The sequence below is a fragment of the Geodermatophilus sp. SYSU D00684 genome, assembly GCF_054050455.1.
In genome coordinates this window covers 85924-101243 of the sequence record NZ_JBJGZI010000013.1, presented here as the reverse complement: position 1 = coordinate 101243, position 15320 = coordinate 85924, and the positions used below count along the sequence as shown (strand labels likewise).

Annotated in this window: 15 protein-coding genes; 11 read left to right on the top strand and 4 right to left on the bottom strand. The window is 75.2% G+C overall.

Annotated elements, in window-relative coordinates; genetic code table 11:
• Positions 1-2: 2 nt before the first annotated feature.
• From ACI79L_RS11575 to ACI79L_RS11525, 11 genes are all read left to right on the top strand, one after another.
• Complete coding sequence (locus tag ACI79L_RS11575; RefSeq protein ID WP_456936928.1) at positions 3-971, top strand: flagellar motor switch protein FliM; 969 nt, start codon at positions 3-5, stop codon at positions 969-971.
• Positions 968-1729 carry a flagellar motor switch protein FliN gene (gene fliN / locus ACI79L_RS11570; protein ID WP_456926432.1) on the top strand — a complete coding sequence of 254 codons (762 nt, stop codon included), beginning with the start codon at positions 968-970 and terminating at the stop codon, positions 1727-1729. The genes ACI79L_RS11575 and fliN overlap by 4 nt, the downstream gene beginning before the upstream one ends.
• Positions 1726-2127, top strand: coding sequence for a FliO/MopB family protein (locus ACI79L_RS11565; RefSeq protein WP_456936927.1), 402 nt, complete (start codon positions 1726-1728; stop codon positions 2125-2127). The genes fliN and ACI79L_RS11565 overlap by 4 nt, the downstream gene beginning before the upstream one ends.
• The gene (fliP, locus tag ACI79L_RS11560; RefSeq protein ID WP_456936926.1) at positions 2127-2945 is read left to right on the top strand and encodes a flagellar type III secretion system pore protein FliP; all 819 of its coding nucleotides are present in this window, start codon (positions 2127-2129) and stop codon (positions 2943-2945) included. The genes ACI79L_RS11565 and fliP overlap by 1 nt, the downstream gene beginning before the upstream one ends.
• Positions 2942-3217 (top strand): flagellar biosynthesis protein FliQ, encoded by a 276-nt coding sequence (fliQ, locus tag ACI79L_RS11555; protein ID WP_456936925.1) that lies wholly within the window; start codon positions 2942-2944, stop codon positions 3215-3217. Before fliP ends, fliQ begins: the two co-directional genes overlap by 4 nt.
• Before the next feature lie 5 nt (positions 3218-3222).
• Complete coding sequence (gene fliR / locus ACI79L_RS11550) at positions 3223-3987, top strand: flagellar biosynthetic protein FliR (protein ID WP_456936924.1); 765 nt, start codon at positions 3223-3225, stop codon at positions 3985-3987.
• A 6-nt stretch (positions 3988-3993) separates the two neighbouring features.
• Positions 3994-5142 (top strand): EscU/YscU/HrcU family type III secretion system export apparatus switch protein, encoded by a 1149-nt coding sequence (locus ACI79L_RS11545; protein WP_456936923.1) that lies wholly within the window; start codon positions 3994-3996, stop codon positions 5140-5142.
• Positions 5143-5231: 89 nt separating this feature from the next.
• Positions 5232-7262: a flagellar biosynthesis protein FlhA gene (flhA, locus tag ACI79L_RS11540; protein ID WP_456936969.1), complete on the top strand. Its 2031-nt coding sequence runs from the start codon at positions 5232-5234 to the stop codon at positions 7260-7262.
• Complete coding sequence (locus tag ACI79L_RS11535) at positions 7249-9927, top strand: hypothetical protein (protein ID WP_456936922.1); 2679 nt, start codon at positions 7249-7251, stop codon at positions 9925-9927. Before flhA ends, ACI79L_RS11535 begins: the two co-directional genes overlap by 14 nt.
• Entirely contained in the window at positions 9924-10169 is a 246-nt protein-coding gene (locus tag ACI79L_RS11530; protein WP_456936921.1) for a hypothetical protein, read from the top strand. The genes ACI79L_RS11535 and ACI79L_RS11530 overlap by 4 nt, the downstream gene beginning before the upstream one ends.
• Positions 10170-10333: 164 nt before the next feature.
• Positions 10334-11257, top strand: coding sequence for a type IV toxin-antitoxin system AbiEi family antitoxin domain-containing protein (locus tag ACI79L_RS11525; RefSeq protein ID WP_456936920.1), 924 nt, complete (start codon positions 10334-10336; stop codon positions 11255-11257).
• Between the two features lie 84 nt (positions 11258-11341).
• On the opposite strand, the gene ACI79L_RS11520 is transcribed toward ACI79L_RS11525, so the two are convergent.
• The 4 genes from ACI79L_RS11520 to ACI79L_RS11505 form a co-directional block, all read right to left on the bottom strand.
• Positions 11342-12637 (bottom strand): PhoH family protein, encoded by a 1296-nt coding sequence (locus ACI79L_RS11520; RefSeq protein WP_456936919.1) that lies wholly within the window; start codon positions 12635-12637, stop codon positions 11342-11344.
• Between the two features lie 268 nt (positions 12638-12905).
• Entirely contained in the window at positions 12906-13193 is a 288-nt protein-coding gene (locus ACI79L_RS11515) for a hypothetical protein (RefSeq protein WP_456936918.1), read from the bottom strand.
• Between the two features lie 3 nt (positions 13194-13196).
• Positions 13197-14414 carry a DUF885 domain-containing protein gene (locus ACI79L_RS11510; RefSeq protein WP_456936917.1) on the bottom strand — a complete coding sequence of 406 codons (1218 nt, stop codon included), beginning with the start codon at positions 14412-14414 and terminating at the stop codon, positions 13197-13199.
• A gap of 13 nt (positions 14415-14427) precedes the next feature.
• Positions 14428-15207 (bottom strand): isoprenyl transferase, encoded by a 780-nt coding sequence (locus tag ACI79L_RS11505; RefSeq protein ID WP_456926444.1) that lies wholly within the window; start codon positions 15205-15207, stop codon positions 14428-14430.
• Positions 15208-15320: the final 113 nt, after the last annotated feature.

The window sequence follows — 15320 nt, the reverse complement described above, 5'->3', positions numbered from 1 at the left end:
CCGTGACCCGCCCCGACACCGCGACCGCGCCCGCAGGGCCCGGGCCGCAGGCGCCGGCCGGTGGCGGCCGCGGCCGGCGCGGTGCGCTCCGCACCTACGACTTCCGCCGCCCCACCAAGCTCTCCCGCGAGCACGTCCGCGTGTTGCAGATCGCCCAGGAGGCCTTCGCCCGCCAGGCGACGACGGTCCTCACCACGATGCTGCGCACCGGCGCCCGGATGGAGCTGCACGGCATCGAGCAGCACTCCTACGACGACTTCCTCGCCACGCTGCCCGACCCCTGCTTCCTGACGACGTTCACCATCGAGCCGCTGGGCGGCAAGGGCCTGCTGGCCTACCCGCTGGACATGGCGATGGCCGGCGTCGACCACCTGCTGGGCGGCTCCGGCGCCGCCCAGCAGCCCGAGCGGCCGATGACGGCGATGGAGACCACCATCACCACCTCGCTGCTCACCCGGCTGCTGCAGGAGTTCGCCGCCTCGTTCGCGCACGTCACCGAGCTGCAGCCGGCCATCGACGGCATCGAGTACAACCCCGCCCTCGCCCAGGCCGCGGCGGGATCGGACACCGTGATGGTGGCCCGCTACACGATGTCGATCGGCGGCCGCGAGGGCGCCGCGTCCCTGGTGCTGCCCTTCAGCTCCTTCCAGCAGGCCCTCGACAGCGCCGCCTCCCCGCAGCTGTCGGAGTCGGCCCAGCGCACCCGGCAGCGCGCCGCCGAGCTGCTCGCCGCCCGCCTGGAGCTGGTGCCGGTCGACGTCAGCGTCCGCTTCAGCCCGCTCGAGGTGTCCTCGGAGGACCTGCTCTCCCTGACCGTCGGCGACGTGCTGCTGCTGCGGCACCCGCGGGACGCGCCGCTCGAGGTCACCACCAACGACGCCGTCTTCGCCCACGCCATCGCCACCAACCACCGCCGCCGGCTGGCCGCCGCCATCGTGCCCGCCCCGTCCGCCGTGAAGGACCCCGCATGACCGCCACGCTCGACACCACCCAGGCCGCCACCCACGCCGCTGCAGAGACCATCACCGCCGTCGTGGTGGCCGCCGCCCGGGCCGCGGCCGCGCTCGTCCCCTCCGGCGCCGAGCTGGTCCCCGGGCCCGCGGTCACCGACCCCGACGCCGTCCCGGTCCCGCCCGCCGCGGCCGCCGCGGTCGGCGCCCGGCTGTCCGGGGAGATCACCGGCGACGTCGTCCTGGTGCTGTCGGCGGAGGTGGTCGAGGCGCTCGACAACTCCCCGGTCGGCCCGATGGACGTCGCGACCGCGCTGCGCCCCGCGCTCGAGGCCGCCGCGGCCACCCTGGGCCGGGTGCGGGTCGACGCCGAGCGCACCGAGGACCCGGTGACCGCGCTCGACGGGCTGCGCGACAAGGGCATGTTCGTCGCCGTGCCGCTGGTCGCCGGCGCCGACCACCAGGCCACGCTCGCGCTGCAGGTGACCCTGCCGACCGCTCCGCGCACCCCGCGCAACAGCCTGGACCTGCTGCGGCACGTGGCCATGGAGGTCACCGTCGAGATCGGCCGCACCCGGATGACCGTCGGCGAGCTGCTCTCGCTGCACCCGGGCGAGGTGGTCGAGCTCGACCGCGCCGCCAGCGCGCCGGCCGACCTGCTGGTCAACGGCACCCTCATCGCGCGCGGCGAGGTCGTCGTCGTCGACGAGGACTTCGGCCTGCGGATCAGCGAGATCGTCACCGACGCCGCCGCCGAGCTGGGGGCCGCGCAGGCATGACCTGGATGCTGATCCGGCTGGTCCTGTCGCTGGCCTTCGTCGGCGGGGTGCTGTGGTTCGCCGCGCGCCTGGCCAAGAAGCGCGGCCTGGGCTCCAGCGGCGGCCTCGTCGAGGTCGTGGCGCGCCAGCGGATGGGCCGCGCCAGCACGGTCAACGTGCTGCGCATCGCCGACCGGGTGCTCGTCGTCGGCGCCACCGAGGAGCAGGTCACCCTGCTCGCCGAGCTCGACGGCGACGCCGTGGAGGCCACGCTCGCCGAGCGCGCCGCCGCCCCGGCCGCGGGCGGCCCGGCCGTCCCGGCGCCCCGCGTCGGCGGCGCGCTGGCCGGCTCGGTCTTCGACCGGTCGGGCTGGCAGGGCTTCGTCACCCAGCTGCGCGAGCGGACGGTCCGCCGCTGATGACCACCACCGCCCCGCCGCGCGCCCGCGCGCGCCGGGCCGCCACCCTGCTGCTGGCCCTGCTGGGCTGCGCGCTGGCCGGCGTATCGCTCGCGGGTCCGGCCGCGGCGGCGCCCACGGCGCCGACCGCGCCCACGGCACCGACGGTGCCCGCGGTCGACGGCGGGGTCGACATCTCGGTCGGCAACGGCAGCCCGAGCACCTCGATCACGCTGATCCTGGCGATCACCGTGCTGTCGGTGGCGCCCGCGGTGCTGCTGCTGTGCACGTCGTTCACCAAGATCGTCGTCGTCCTGTCGCTGACCCGGAACGCGCTGGGCCTGCAGTCCTCCCCGCCGAACTCGGTGCTCACCGGCATCGCGCTGTTCCTGACGCTGTTCGTCATGGGGCCGGTGCTCTCCGACATCAACGACGTCGCCGTGCAGCCCTACATGGACGGCGCGATGTCGGTCTCCCAGGCCTACGACGTCGGTGTCGTGCCGCTCAAGGAGTTCCTGCTCGACAACACCCGCGACGACGAGCTGCAGCTCATGGTCGGCCTGTCCGGGGAGGAGCAGCCCGAGGACCGCGCCGCGGTGAGCATGACGACGCTGGTCCCGGCGTTCGTCCTCTCCGAGCTCAAGAGCGCCTTCATCATCGGGCTGGTCGTGTTCATCCCGTTCCTGGTGATGGACATGCTGGTCAGCGCCGCGCTCATGTCGATGGGGATGATGATGGTGCCGCCGTCGATCGTGTCGCTGCCGTTCAAGCTGCTGTTCTTCGTGGTCGTCGACGGCTGGGCGATGATCACCACGTCGCTGGTGGGGTCGTACGGATGACCGACGCCGACGTCACCGACATCGCGATCCAGACCATGATGGTGGCCGCCAAGGTCGCCGCCCCGGTCCTGCTGACGGCCCTGCTGGTCGGCTTCCTCATCTCGCTGTTCCAGGCGGCGACCCAGATCCAGGAACCGACGCTGTCGTTCGTCCCCAAGATGATCGCGGTGAGCATCGCCCTGCTGGTCACCGGCAACTGGGTGCTCTCCGAGCTGGTCGACTTCACCCACACCCTGTTCGACCAGCTGCCGCGCCTGCTCGGGCGGACCTGACCGGCATGGACCTCGAGGTCCCGGCGGTCACCCTCGCGGCCCTGCTGCTGGCCACCGCCCGGGCGGCCGGCTTCGTCCTGCTCGCCCCGCCGTTCACCACCCGCACCATCCCGGCGCCGGTCAAGGGCGCCCTGGCCCTGGCGCTGTCGGTCGCCCTGGTCGACCGCGTGGCGCCGGGCCTGCCGGAGCCGACCACCGGGTTCCTCGTCGTCACCGCCGTCAGCGAGGTGGCCATCGGCGCGGCGCTGGGCTTCGTCGTCCAGCTGTTCTTCACCGCGGTGCAGTTCGCCGGCGAGCTCATCGACCTCACCGGCGGCTTCTCCCTGCAGCCGGCCTACGACCCGCTGGCCATGACCACCAACTCGGTCATCGGCAAGCTGCACTACCTGCTCGCGACGACGCTGCTGTTCACCAGCGGCGGGCACCTGATGATCGTGCGCGGGTTCGCCACCTCCTACGAGGGGCTGCCGGTCAGCGGCGGGTTCCCGGCCGGGGACGTCGGCCAGGTCGTGCTGACGGCGTTCTCGATGATGTTCCTCGCCGCGCTGCAGATCGCCGGCCCGATGGTGGCCGTGCTGCTGCTGGCCGACGTCGCCCTCGCCCTGCTGTCCCGGGCCGCCCCGGCGCTGAACATCTTCGCCATCGGCTTCCCCGTGAAGATCATGCTGACCCTCGCGCTGCTCGGGCTGACCTTCCCGCTGCTGCCGCCGGCGCTGGACGCGCTGGTGGAGCAGGCCACCCGCGCGATCGTCGGCTTCCGGAGCGGGTGAGGCCGCGTGGCCAAGGACGGACAGGGCGGTGAGAAGACCGAGAAGCCCACTCCCAAGCGCCTCAAGGAGGCGCGCAAGGAGGGGCAGATCCCGCGGACCCAGGAGCTCGGCACCTGGGCGGGCGTGGCGGCGGCGAGCGTGTTCCTGCCCGTGCTGGTCGGCAACGCCTTCGACGCGGTGGGCCGGCTGTTCGTGCGGTTCGGGTCGGTGGTCGAGCACCCGGAGGCCGACGCCGTCGGCGCGCTGCTCGGAGAGGCGCTGAGGACGTTCCTCGAGACGGCGCTGCCGATGGCGCTCGCGCTCATGCTCGTCGGGGTGCTCGCCTCGGCCGCGCAGGGTGGGGTCGCGCTGGCCACCAAGGGCATGAAGCCGACGCTCAAGAAGCTCAACCCGTTCCCCGGGATGAAGCGGATGTTCGGCACCCACGGCCTGTGGGAGGCGCTCAAGGCGGTCATCAAGACGGCGGCGCTCGGCACCGTCGTCGTCGTGACCAGCAGCGAGGCGCAGGCGCTGGTGTCGGCGTCCGGTGCGCTGCCGCTGTCGGCGGTGGTGGCGACGTTCGCCTCCTCCGCCGTCCTCATGTTCCGCGTCGTGGCGATCACCGGCCTGGTCATCGCGATCGCCGACTACGTCGTGGTGCGCAAGCAGACGATGACCAGGCTCAAGATGACCAAGTACGAGATCCAGCAGGAGCACAAGCAGTCGGAGGGCGACCCGCACGTGAAGGGCCAGCGCCGCTCGATGCAGCTGGCCATGTCGCGCAACCGGATGATGGCCGAGGTCGCCACCGCCGACGTCCTGCTGGTCAACCCGACGCACGTCGCCGTCGCGCTGCGGTACGAGCCGGACAAGGGCGCGCCGCGGGTGGTGGCCAAGGGCGCCGACGAGGTCGCCGCGAGGCTGCGCGAGCGGGCCGCCGAGGCGCGGGTGCCGATGGTGCAGGACGTGCCGCTGGCCCGGGCGCTGCACGCCTCCTGCGAGCTCGGCCAGGAGGTGCCGCCGCAGCTGTTCACCGCCGTCGCCCGGGTGCTGGCCTTCGTCATGCAGCTCGGCGCCCGGGGTGTGCGCGGCGGCTTCCACCGGCCGGGGTTCGAGGCGCCCGACGTCGCCGGCCTGCCCCGGGCCGGCCGCCGGAGGACCCCGGTCGCCTCGTAGGCACCCGCGACGCTGGGACGGCTGTGACTCGTGCGCCGTCAGCGGTCGGCCGGGGACCCCCGGCTGCCGATGGTGTGCCCGTGCGAGGGATGACCAAGGCCGCCGTGCCGATCGGCGTGGTGGCCATCGTCCTCATGCTGGTCGTGCCGCTGCCCGCGGCGGTGCTGGACCTGCTGCTGGGCCTGAACATCACGGCGTCGCTGCTGATCCTGCTGGTCGCGATGCAGATCAAGCGGCCGCTGGACTTCGCGGTCTTCCCGTCGCTGATCCTCATCGCGACGCTGTTCCGGCTCGCCCTCAACGTCTCCTCGACGCGGCTGGTGCTCACCGACGGCTACGCCGGCAAGGTCATCGAGGCCTTCGGGCACTTCGTGATCGGCGGCTCGCTCGTCGTCGGCCTGGTGATCTTCGTGATCCTCACGATCATCCAGTTCGTCGTCATCACCAACGGTGCCGGCCGCGTGGCCGAGGTCGGCGCCCGGTTCACCCTCGACGCGATGCCTGGCAAGCAGATGGCCATCGACGCCGACCTCAACGCCGGGCTGATCAACGAGCAGCAGGCGCGCAGGCGGCGCACCGAGGTCACCGCCGAGGCCGACTTCTACGGCTCGATGGACGGCGCCTCGAAGTTCGTCAAGGGCGACGCCATCGCCGCCATCATCATCACGCTGATCAACCTGGTCGGCGGCTTCGCCGTCGGGGTCATGCAGCGCGGCATGGCGCCGGGCGACGCCGTCTCCACCTTCTCGCTGCTGACCGTCGGCGACGGCCTGGTCTCGCAGATCCCCGCGCTGCTGCTCTCCACCGCGACCGGCATCATCGTCACCCGCTCGGCCAGCGACGGGGACATGGGCAGCGACCTGCTCGCCCAGCTCGGCCGCTTCCGCCAGCCGGTGCGCATCGCCGGCGGCGCGGCCCTGGCGCTGTGCCTGATCCCGGGGCTGCCGAAGCTGCCGTTCCTGGTCATCGGCGGGCTGTTCCTGGTCATGGCCGCGCGGATGCAGGAGACCCCGGCCGAGGACGACGACACGCCCGCGCTCGCCGCCGCCGAGGAGCCCGCGCCGGACTCCCCCGAGGCGATCGCCGAGCGCATGCGGGTCGACCCGCTGGAGCTCGAGGTGGCCTTCGACCTGGTCGACCTCGTCGACTCCTCCCGCGGCGGCGACCTGCTCGACCGGGTCAAGGCGCTGCGCCGGAAGGTCGCGATGGAGACCGGCCTGGTCATCCCGCTGGTCCGCACCCGCGACAACCTCGACCTGCCCTCGTCGCAGTACGTCATCTGGCTCAACGGCGTCCCGGCGGCCAAGGGCACCTCCCCCGCCGGCACCGTGCTGGCCATCGGCGACGCCCTCGACGGGCTGCCGGGCCGGCCCACCCGCGAGCCGGTGTTCGGCCTGCCCGCCAAGTGGGTGCCGGTGGAGCTGCAGCGGCAGGCGGAGATGGCCGGCGCGACCGTCGTCGACCGCTCCTCGGTCATCACCACCCACCTGGCCGAGGTGGTCCGCCAGAACGCCGCCGAGCTGCTCGGCCGCGAGGACGTGCGGCTGCTGGTCGAGATGGTCAAGCGGACCCACCCGGTCGTCGTCGAGGAGCTCACCCCGGGGCTGCTCACCCTCGGCGAGATCCAGCGGGTGCTGCACGCGCTGCTGGCCGAGAACGTCTCCATCCGCGACCTGGTGCGCATCTTCGAGGCGCTGTCGCTGCGCGCGAAGACCTCCACCGACCTGGACGGGCTGGTCGAGGCGGTGCGCGCGGCCCTCGGCGCGGCGATCAGCCACCCCTACGTCACCCCCGACGAGCGGCTGCACGTGCTCACCCTGGAGCCGGCCTTCGAGCAGCGGCTGCTGGAGGCGGTGCGGCACAGCGACGGCGGCCAGGTGCTCGCGCTGGACGCCGGCTCGGTCGACGCGCTGGTCACCGGGTGCAGCGGGCTGCTCGAGGACGCCGAGCAGCACGGCCTGTCCCCCGTCCTCGTCTGCTCCCCCCAGGTGCGGGCCGCGCTGTCCCGCCTGATGCGTCAGGTCCTCCCCCGCCTGCCGGTGATCTCCTACTCGGAGGTCTCCCGGACGGCCCAGATCGAGTCACTGGGAGTGGTGAACGGTGCCGTTGCCATCCGTTGAGGCGCCCACGCCCGAGGCCGCCGTCGCCGCGGCCCGCGAGCGGTACGGCAACGCGGTGCGGATCACCGGCGTGCGCCGCATCCGGTCCGGCGGCGTGCTGGGCTTCTTCGCCACCGAGCGGTTCGTCGCCGAGGTGGAGGACGTCGAGCCGGCCCGGCGCGGCCCCGCACCGAAGTCCGAGTCGGTCCGCCGGATCGAGGCCGCGCTCAGCCGCGACCCCGGCCCGCTCGCCGACACCGGCGCGTTCCTGCGCGCCACCGAGCTGCACCGCAGCCGCCCCGCGGCGACCCGGCCCACCGCGCGCCCGGCCGTCCGCACCGAGCGCCCGACCCTCCCGACGGAGCTGCCGGACCCGGTGTCCGAGCTGGCCGGCCTGCTCGGGTCCGGCGACGGCGACCCGGGCGTCGACCTGTACTCCCGGGCGTCGGTGGGCGCGACCCGCCGCCCCGCCGCCGGCACCGCGGCCTTCCGCCCGGCCACCGCCGTCCGCACCGCGGCCCCCCGCACCGCGGCCCCCCGCACGGCTGCCGCCCCGTCCGCTGCGGTCCCCTCGGCGGCCGCACCCTCGACCGCCCGGCGGCCTGCTCGGGCGGCGGTGCGCCCGCCGGCCGAGCCCGCCGGTCCGTCGCTGTTCACCGCCGCGCTGGCGCAGGTCGTCGCCGGTGACCGGGAGGTCCGCGAGGCCGTCGACGACGCCGTGCGCTCGGCCGCCGCGATGTCCGCCGCCGAGGCGCTGCGGGCGGTCCAGGCCGTCGCCGCCGCGACCGCCGAGGCCACGGACGAGGAGCTCGCGCCGCCGTCGGTGCTGCGGACCCCGGAACCCGCCCCCGCCGCGCCGGCGATGCCGCTGGCCGCCGCCCTGGCCGCCGCGATGGCCGCGCCCGCCCCTGCTCCCGCGGCTCCTGCTCCGGCTCCGGAGCCGGTCGCCCCGGTGGCCGAGGAGCCCGTGGCCGAGGCCCCCGTCGTCGAGGAGTCCGTGGTCGAGGCGCCGCTGCCCGAGGCTCCCGAGGTCACCGAGGTCACCGAGGTCACCGAGCCTGCCGACGAGTCCGGTCCCGGCGTGGACATGTGGGCCGACCCCGTGCCCGTGTCCCGCCCCGCCGCCGTCACCGAGCCGGTCGTCGCCGAGCCGGTGGTCGAGGCGCCGGCCGTCGAGGAGTCCCCGGCGGGCGAGGACCCCGAGGACCTCGACGACACCGAGGGCTCCCTCCTCACCGAGCTGCTCGGCCCGGAGGCGGACGAGACCGCCACCGACGAGACCGAGCACCCCGCCGTCGAGGACACCGCCGTCGAGGACACCGCCGCCGCCGTGACCGAGGACGAGCCGGTGACCGACGTGCTGCCGGCCGTCGTCGCCGAGCCCGTCGAGGTGCCGGCGCCCCAGCCGGTGGCCGCCTGGGCCGACGCGGACCTGACCGGCCCGGTCACCGGGCGGGAGGAGGCCATCGCCGAGGTGCTGCGCGCGGCCCTGGCCCACGACACCCCGGACGACGCGCTCACCGACATCCTCCGCGGCGTGCTCGCCAGCGCCTCCACCCAGGGCGGCGCGCACCGCGGCCGCCCGCCGGTCCCGGCGCCCTCGCAGCGCGTGGACCAGGAGCCGGGCTGGGTCGACGCCGCGGCCGAGTCCGACGAGTGGGAGGCCGAGGAAGCGGTGCTCGCGCCGACCGCCAGCGACCCGGCGCCGCTGGCGCTGGACTCGACGGCCGTCCTGCCCCCGCTGTCGCTGCTGCCGCCGCCCACCCCGGGCGCCGAACTGGCCGTGCCGCGGCTGCTCGGGCGCCCGCCGGTGCCGCCGGCGCGCCGCCTGCCCCCGGCGCCGGGTCAGGCCGTCGCCCGCGTGGCCGCCCCGGCGCCGGGCCTGGCCACCGTGACCCGCCTGCCCGTCGACGCCCGCGGGTGGACGCCGGCCCGCGTCGTCGTGCCGTCGGTCCGCGAGGCCGGCGCGGTGGCGCCGGGCCGCGGCTGGGTCGACCCGCGGATGGTCGAGGCCGCCGGCACCGTCGCCCGCCTGCGTGCGCTCGGCGTGCCGGAGGACCTGCTCGGTGCGGGCTTCCCCGCCGAGGTCGCGCAGTCCGGCACCTACGCGGCGCTGACCCGCGCGCTCGGCGCGACGCTGCCCGCGGCGCCGTCGGCCCCGGCCGGTGCCGGCGAGGTGCTGCTGGTCGTCGGCCCCGGCGTCGAGACGCTCGCCGCCGCCCGCTCGCTGGCCGCCGGCATGCGGCTCGACGGCGACCGGCTGCAGTGGGCCACCCGCGGCGACCTCGCCGCGCTCGCGCCCGGGTCCAGCCGGATCACCTCGGTCGACACCGCGATCGCGCGCAAGCAGGACGCCGCCGCCGCGGGGACGCCGACCGTCGTCGCGGTGGACGCCCCCATGCGTGCCGCGAGCCGGACGTGGCTCGAGCAGGTCATGGCGATCTTCTCGCCGGTCGCCGTCTGGGCGGTCGTCGAGGCGACCCGCAAGCCCGAGGACGTCGGCCCGTGGCTGGAGGCGCTGCCCCGCGTCGACGCGCTCGTCGTCCAGGACTCCGACCTGACCGCCGACCCGGCCGCCGTGCTGGGCCGGACGACGGTGCCGGTGGCCCTCCTCGACGGCGTGCGGGCGACCGCGCACCGCTGGGCCTCGCTGCTGTGCGAGCGGCTGGAGACCGCTGAGGCATGAGCCCGCTGCGCTGGGACGTCCTCACGGCGGGGTTCGTGCTGGCCCTGCCGGTGCTCGCGCTGTACCTGCGCGGCGACTTCACCATCGACGACGTCGTCACCCGGCTGCCCTGGTGCCTGCTCGCCGGCTGGGGCGCCGTGGCGCTGCTGCGCTGGGCCGCGACGCCGCGGACCCGCCCGGCCCCCCAGCCCGCCTCCCGGGCGCCGGCGCTCACCGACGAGGACCCCACCGCCGCCGCCTGACCCGGCGTCGGGTCTCGTTGCCGGTGTTCCTCGCCCGTTGCCGGTCCTGCAGGACCCGCACGGCGCGAGGAACACCGGCAGTGCACTGTTCACAGGGGCTCGCCCCCTCCACGGACCGGCCGCCCGGACACCGGGCAGGGCATCCCGGCGCGACGGTGGCCCGCATGCCGTCCGACGAGCCGATCCCTCTCGTCCTGCGCCGCGTCCTGGTCGCCGACGGGTGGAGTGACGACGAACTCGCCCGTGCCCGTCGGTCCGGCGAGCTGTCCCGGGTGCGCCGCGGCACCTACGTCGAGGGCACGTTGCCGACGACGGCGGCGGTCCGCCACGAGCTGCTCGTCCGGGCGACCGTCGCCGGTCTGCGGAGGGACGCGGTCGTGAGCCACGAGTCGGCGGCCGTCCTCCACGGGCTGCCGACGTGGGGACTGCGGCTCGGTCGCGTGCACGTCACGCGGCGACCGCCCGCCTCCAGCGACGTCGGCCGCACCCTGCGCTGCCACGTCGCCCGGCTTGGGGACGACGAGGTGACGACGGTCGGCGGGATCCCCGTCACCGACCGGGTCCGCACGGCGCTCGACCTCGCCCGATCCCTGCCCTTCGAGGTGGCGGTGGTCGTGCTCGACGACCTGCTCGCCGCACGGCCGGCCGACGCGGTCGTCCTGGCTGCCCGGCTCGCCCGCATGACCGGGACCCGGGGCAGCCGCACGGCAGCGCGGGCCGTGGCCTTCGCCGACGGACGCAGCGAGAGCGTCGGGGAGAGCCGGAGCCGGGTCCTGCTGCACCGTCTCGGGTACCCGCCCAGCGGACTGCAGCACCCCGTGCACACCGCCGACGGGGTGATGCTCGGGCGGGCGGACTTCGTGTGGGAGCCCGGACGACTGCTCGGGGAGTTCGACGGACGGGTCAAGTACGGGCGGCTGCTCCGGCCGGGGCAGGATCCGGGCGACGCCGTGTTCGAGGAGAAGCGCCGCGAGGATGCGATGCGCGGTGAGGGCTGGGGCATGGTCCGCTGGACCTGGGACGAACTCGACGGCGCGCTGGCCATCCGGGTCGGCCGTGCGCTGCGCCTGCGTCGTCCGGGCTCCTGAACCGGCCATTGCCGAGGTTCCTCGTGCACTGCCCGCCCTGCAGCACCGGCAGCGCACGAGGAACGCCCGCAATGGGTCCCGCGGTCAGAGCTCGAGGTCCTCCAGCATCTCGGTGACCAGGGCGGCGATCGGCGAGCGCTCGGACCGGGTCAGCGTCACGTGGGCGAACAGCGGGTGCCCCTTGAGCTGCTCGACCACCGCCGCGACGCCGTCGTGCCGGCCGACGCGCAGGTTGTCCCGCTGCGCGACGTCGTGGGTGAGCACCACCCGCGAGCCCGAGCCCAGTCGCGACAGCACGGTCAGCAGCACGCCGCGCTCGAGCGACTGCGCCTCGTCGACGATCACGAACGAGTCGTGCAGCGAGCGGCCGCGGATGTGGGTCAGCGGCAGCACCTCGATGAGGTCGCGCGCGGCGATCTCGTCGAGGACCTCCTTGGACACCAGCGCGCCGAGGGTGTCGTAGACCGCCTGCGCCCAGGGCGACATCTTCTCGCCCTCGCTGCCCGGCAGGTACCCGAGCTCCTGCCCGCCGACGGCGTAGAGCGGGCGGAAGATCACGACCTTCTTGTGCGCCCGCCGCTCCATCACCGACTCCAGCCCCGCGCACAGCGCCAGCGCCGACTTGCCGGTGCCCGCGCGCCCGCCGAGCGAGACGATGCCGATCTCGGGGTCCAGCAGCAGGTCCAGCGCCACCCGCTGCTCGGCCGAGCGCCCGTGCAGCCCGAACGCCTCGCGGTCACCGCGCACCAGCCGCACCTGCTTGTCCGGCGTCACCCGGCCCAGCGCCGACCCGCGCGAGCTCAGCAGCACCAGCCCGGTGTGCGCGGGCAGCTCCGCGGCCGCCGGCACGTACACCTCGCCGGTGTCGTAGAGGCCCGACAGCTCGGCGTCGTCCAGCGACAGCTCGGCCATGCCGGTCCAGCCCTCGTCGACGGCGTCCAGCGCGCGGTACTCGTCGGTCTCCAGGCCGACGGCGGCCGCCTTGACCCGCAGCGGCACGTCCTTGGTGACCAGGCAGACGTCGCGGCCCTCGGCCCGCAGGTTCAGCGCGACCACCATGATCCGGCTGTCGTTGCTGTCGTTGCGGAAGCCGGCCGGGAGCACCGCGGCGTCGCTGTGGTTGAGCTCGACGTGCAGCGTGCCGCCGCCCTCCCCCACCGGGACCGGCGCGTCGAGCCGGCCGTGGGTGACCCGGAGGTCGTCGAGCAGCCGCAGCGCCTGGCGGGCGAACCAGCCGAGCTCCGGGTGGTGCCGCTTGTCCTCGAGCTCCCCGATGACGACCAGCGGGAGCACCACGTCGGCGTCGCCGAAGCGCAGCAGCGCGCGAGGGTCGGACAGCAGGACGGAGGTGTCGAGGACGTACGTGCGGCGAGTGGTCACGGGTCGTCTCCCCTGGGGCGCGAGACCGCGCCCCGGCTCGAAGGTGGCCGGGCCCCGGCGCAGGGGCCGGGCACCGGCCCCCCTGGTCGACGAGAACGTCAGCACCAACCGGGCCTCCCGTGGACGGCGGGGCGGGCCCGTCGTCCACCCCGGACGCTAGAGCTCCGGACCGACAGGAGCGCGCGGTCGCAGCGCGCCGAAACGCACTGTTCACCCGATGGGGTCCCACCCGTACCGCCCGTCCCAGCGACGGCCGGGCACGCACCGCTCAGTACGGCTCGCGCCCCCGCGCGTCCGGCGGCCGGGGCAGCGGGCGCGACGCCGGCAGCTCCCACGTGGGCGGCGGGCCGCCGTGCTCCGGCGCCCCCCAGGTCTCCGCCCGCCGTCCCCGCCGCGGCCGCAGCACGACCGCCGCCCACAGCACCGGCACGAGCAGCACCGGCCACTGGACGGCGAGGTCGCCGATCCACACCAGGCCGGCGAGCAGGAGCACGAACAGCCATCCCGCCGTCCACAGTCCGAGGGCGCGGGCCTCCCGGGGATCGCGGCGGGGCACCGGTCAGGCGTCCGAGAGCTCGGCGGTGACGACGGCGGGGGTCAGCGGCTCGTCGAGCAGGCGCACGAAGCGGTCGGCGACGTCCTGGTCGGCCGGCCGGGCGCCGAGCCAGCGGTGCAGCAGGTCGTAGCCCTCGACGTAGGTGGTGATGTAGGCCCGCCACAGCGGGTGGGTGAGGAACCGCAGCTGCTGGCGGGCCCGGTCGGGGCTGACCAGCGACCAGCGCTGGATGTAGGCGGCGACCTCGTCGGCGTCGGCCCCGCGGTCGTGCAGCAGCACCGCGGCGTCCTGGCGCACCCGGTTCAGCGGTGCGGCGGCCGCGGCGATCCGCTCGGCGAGGTGCCCGTCGAAGCGCAGGCCCAGGTCGCCGAGCACCTCGGCCGACCACGGCCCCCAGCCGTCGCCGACGGCGGCGTCGACGCCGAGGTCGGCCAGCCCCTCGGCCATGAGGCACTCGGGGGTGTTGACGAGGAACACCGTGTGCTCGAGGTGGCCGGCCCGCTCGACCAGCCCGCGCTCCTTGCGGCAGTGCTCGGTGTGGTGGCCGGGGTAGGACTCGTGCGCCACCAGGTGCACCAGCTGGCTGAGCCGGTGCGGCAGGTCGGCGTTGATCGCCACCCGCGAGCGGAAGTCGCCCTCGTAGTAGTTGAAGCCCGACCACGGCTTGTCGGTGACCACCTCGTAGCGCACCGTCTCGGCCTCGGGCAGCCCGTACCGGCCGCGCACCCGGTCGCGCAGCGCGCTGGACAGCGCGTGCACCGCGGCCTCCAGCCGCTGCGGCGGGCACTCCTCGCGGCGGCGGTGCGCGGCGTAGCGCTCGGCCAGCGCCCCCTCGCCGGGCAGCAGCCCGTCGAGCTCGGCGTGCGCGGCGGCGTAGGCGGCCGGGTCGCCGAGGGTGAGGTCGACCTGGAAGTAGCTGCGCACCTCGTCGAGGAAGCCGACCGGCTCGCCGCTCATCTTCCGGGCGCTGCACTCCAGGCCGGCGAGCTGGCCGCGCAGGAACGCGGCGCGGTCGGCCGGGAGCAGGGCCGAGTCCAGCTCCTGCAGCAGCGCCCGGGCCTGGTCGCGCAGGCCCTGCGGCGTCGGCGCCGGCTCGCTCTCGACCTCGGCGCGGATCCGCTTCTCGCCGGTGTAGGCGTCGACGAAGCCGGACTCCAGCCGGTCGAACCGCAGCCCCAGCCGCACGTACTCGAGGGGGACGTCGACCGCGCCGGCTGCCATGGGCCCGAGTCTGTCACCCACCGAAACGGCGGTGCCGCGCCGCGTAGGCCCGCAGCGCGCGCAGGAAGTCGACCCGCCGGAAGTCGGGCCAGTAGACGTCGGTGAAGTAGAACTCCGAGTGCGCCGTCTGCCAGAGCAGGAAGCCCGACAGCCGCTGCTCGCCGCTGGTGCGGATGACCAGGTCCGGGTCGGGCTGGCCGCGGGTGTAGAGGTGCTCGGCGATGTGCTCGACGTCGAGCACCTCGACCAGCTCGTCCAGCGACGTCCCCCGGCTGGCGTGCTCGGCCAGCAGCGAGCGGACGGCGTCGGCGATCTCCCGGCGGCCGCCGTAGCCGACGGCGAGGTTGACCGTGGCGCCCGGCCGGTCGCGGGTGACCTCCTCGGCCTCCTTGAGGACGGTGACCGTCTCCGGCGGCAGCAGGCCCAGCGCGCCGACCGGGTGCAGCTGCCACCGGCGGTCGGGCGCCGACAGGTCCAGGGCGACGCCCTCGATGATCCGCAGCAGCGGCGTGAGCTCGGGCTCGGGGCGGGACAGGTTGTCGGTGGAGAGCAGGAAGAGGGTGACCACCTCGACGCCGGCCTCGTCGCACCAGGCGAGGAACGAGGCGATGCGGTCGGCGCCGCGGCGGTGGCCGGCGTTCGGGTCGAGCAGCCCGGTGGCGCGCGCCCAGCGGCGGTTGCCGTCGATGATCGCGCCCACGTGCCGGGGGACGTCGGCACCCACCAGCTGCCGGGCCAGGCGACGCTCGTACATCTGCGTCAGGACGTCGCGGACCCACTGACGCGCCCCCACGGGGCCTCACCCTAGGCGCCCCGGGACACCGCCGTTCCGCTGCCTCCCGCCCGCGCGTCGCCCCTCCGGGACGCTGCCGGGGAACTCACAGGTCGCTGCCGGTGCAGGCTCAC

Excerpts from the sequence above, each read along its gene's own strand:
- ACI79L_RS11565 (WP_456936927.1), top strand. The coding sequence starts at position 1,726 with ATGACCTGGATGCTGATCCGGCTGGTCCTGTCGCTGGCCTTCGTCGGC.
- fliR (WP_456936924.1), top strand. The coding sequence starts at position 3,223 with ATGGACCTCGAGGTCCCGGCGGTCACCCTCGCGGCCCTGCTGCTGGCC.
- fliN (WP_456926432.1), top strand. The coding sequence starts at position 968 with ATGACCGCCACGCTCGACACCACCCAGGCCGCCACCCACGCCGCTGCA.
- fliP (WP_456936926.1), top strand. The coding sequence starts at position 2,127 with ATGACCACCACCGCCCCGCCGCGCGCCCGCGCGCGCCGGGCCGCCACC.
- ACI79L_RS11525 (WP_456936920.1), top strand. The coding sequence starts at position 10,334 with ATGCCGTCCGACGAGCCGATCCCTCTCGTCCTGCGCCGCGTCCTGGTC.
- ACI79L_RS11510 (WP_456936917.1), bottom strand. The coding sequence starts at position 14,414 with ATGGCAGCCGGCGCGGTCGACGTCCCCCTCGAGTACGTGCGGCTGGGG.
- ACI79L_RS11530 (WP_456936921.1), top strand. The coding sequence starts at position 9,924 with ATGAGCCCGCTGCGCTGGGACGTCCTCACGGCGGGGTTCGTGCTGGCC.
- flhA (WP_456936969.1), top strand. The coding sequence starts at position 5,232 with ATGACCAAGGCCGCCGTGCCGATCGGCGTGGTGGCCATCGTCCTCATG.
- fliQ (WP_456936925.1), top strand. The coding sequence starts at position 2,942 with ATGACCGACGCCGACGTCACCGACATCGCGATCCAGACCATGATGGTG.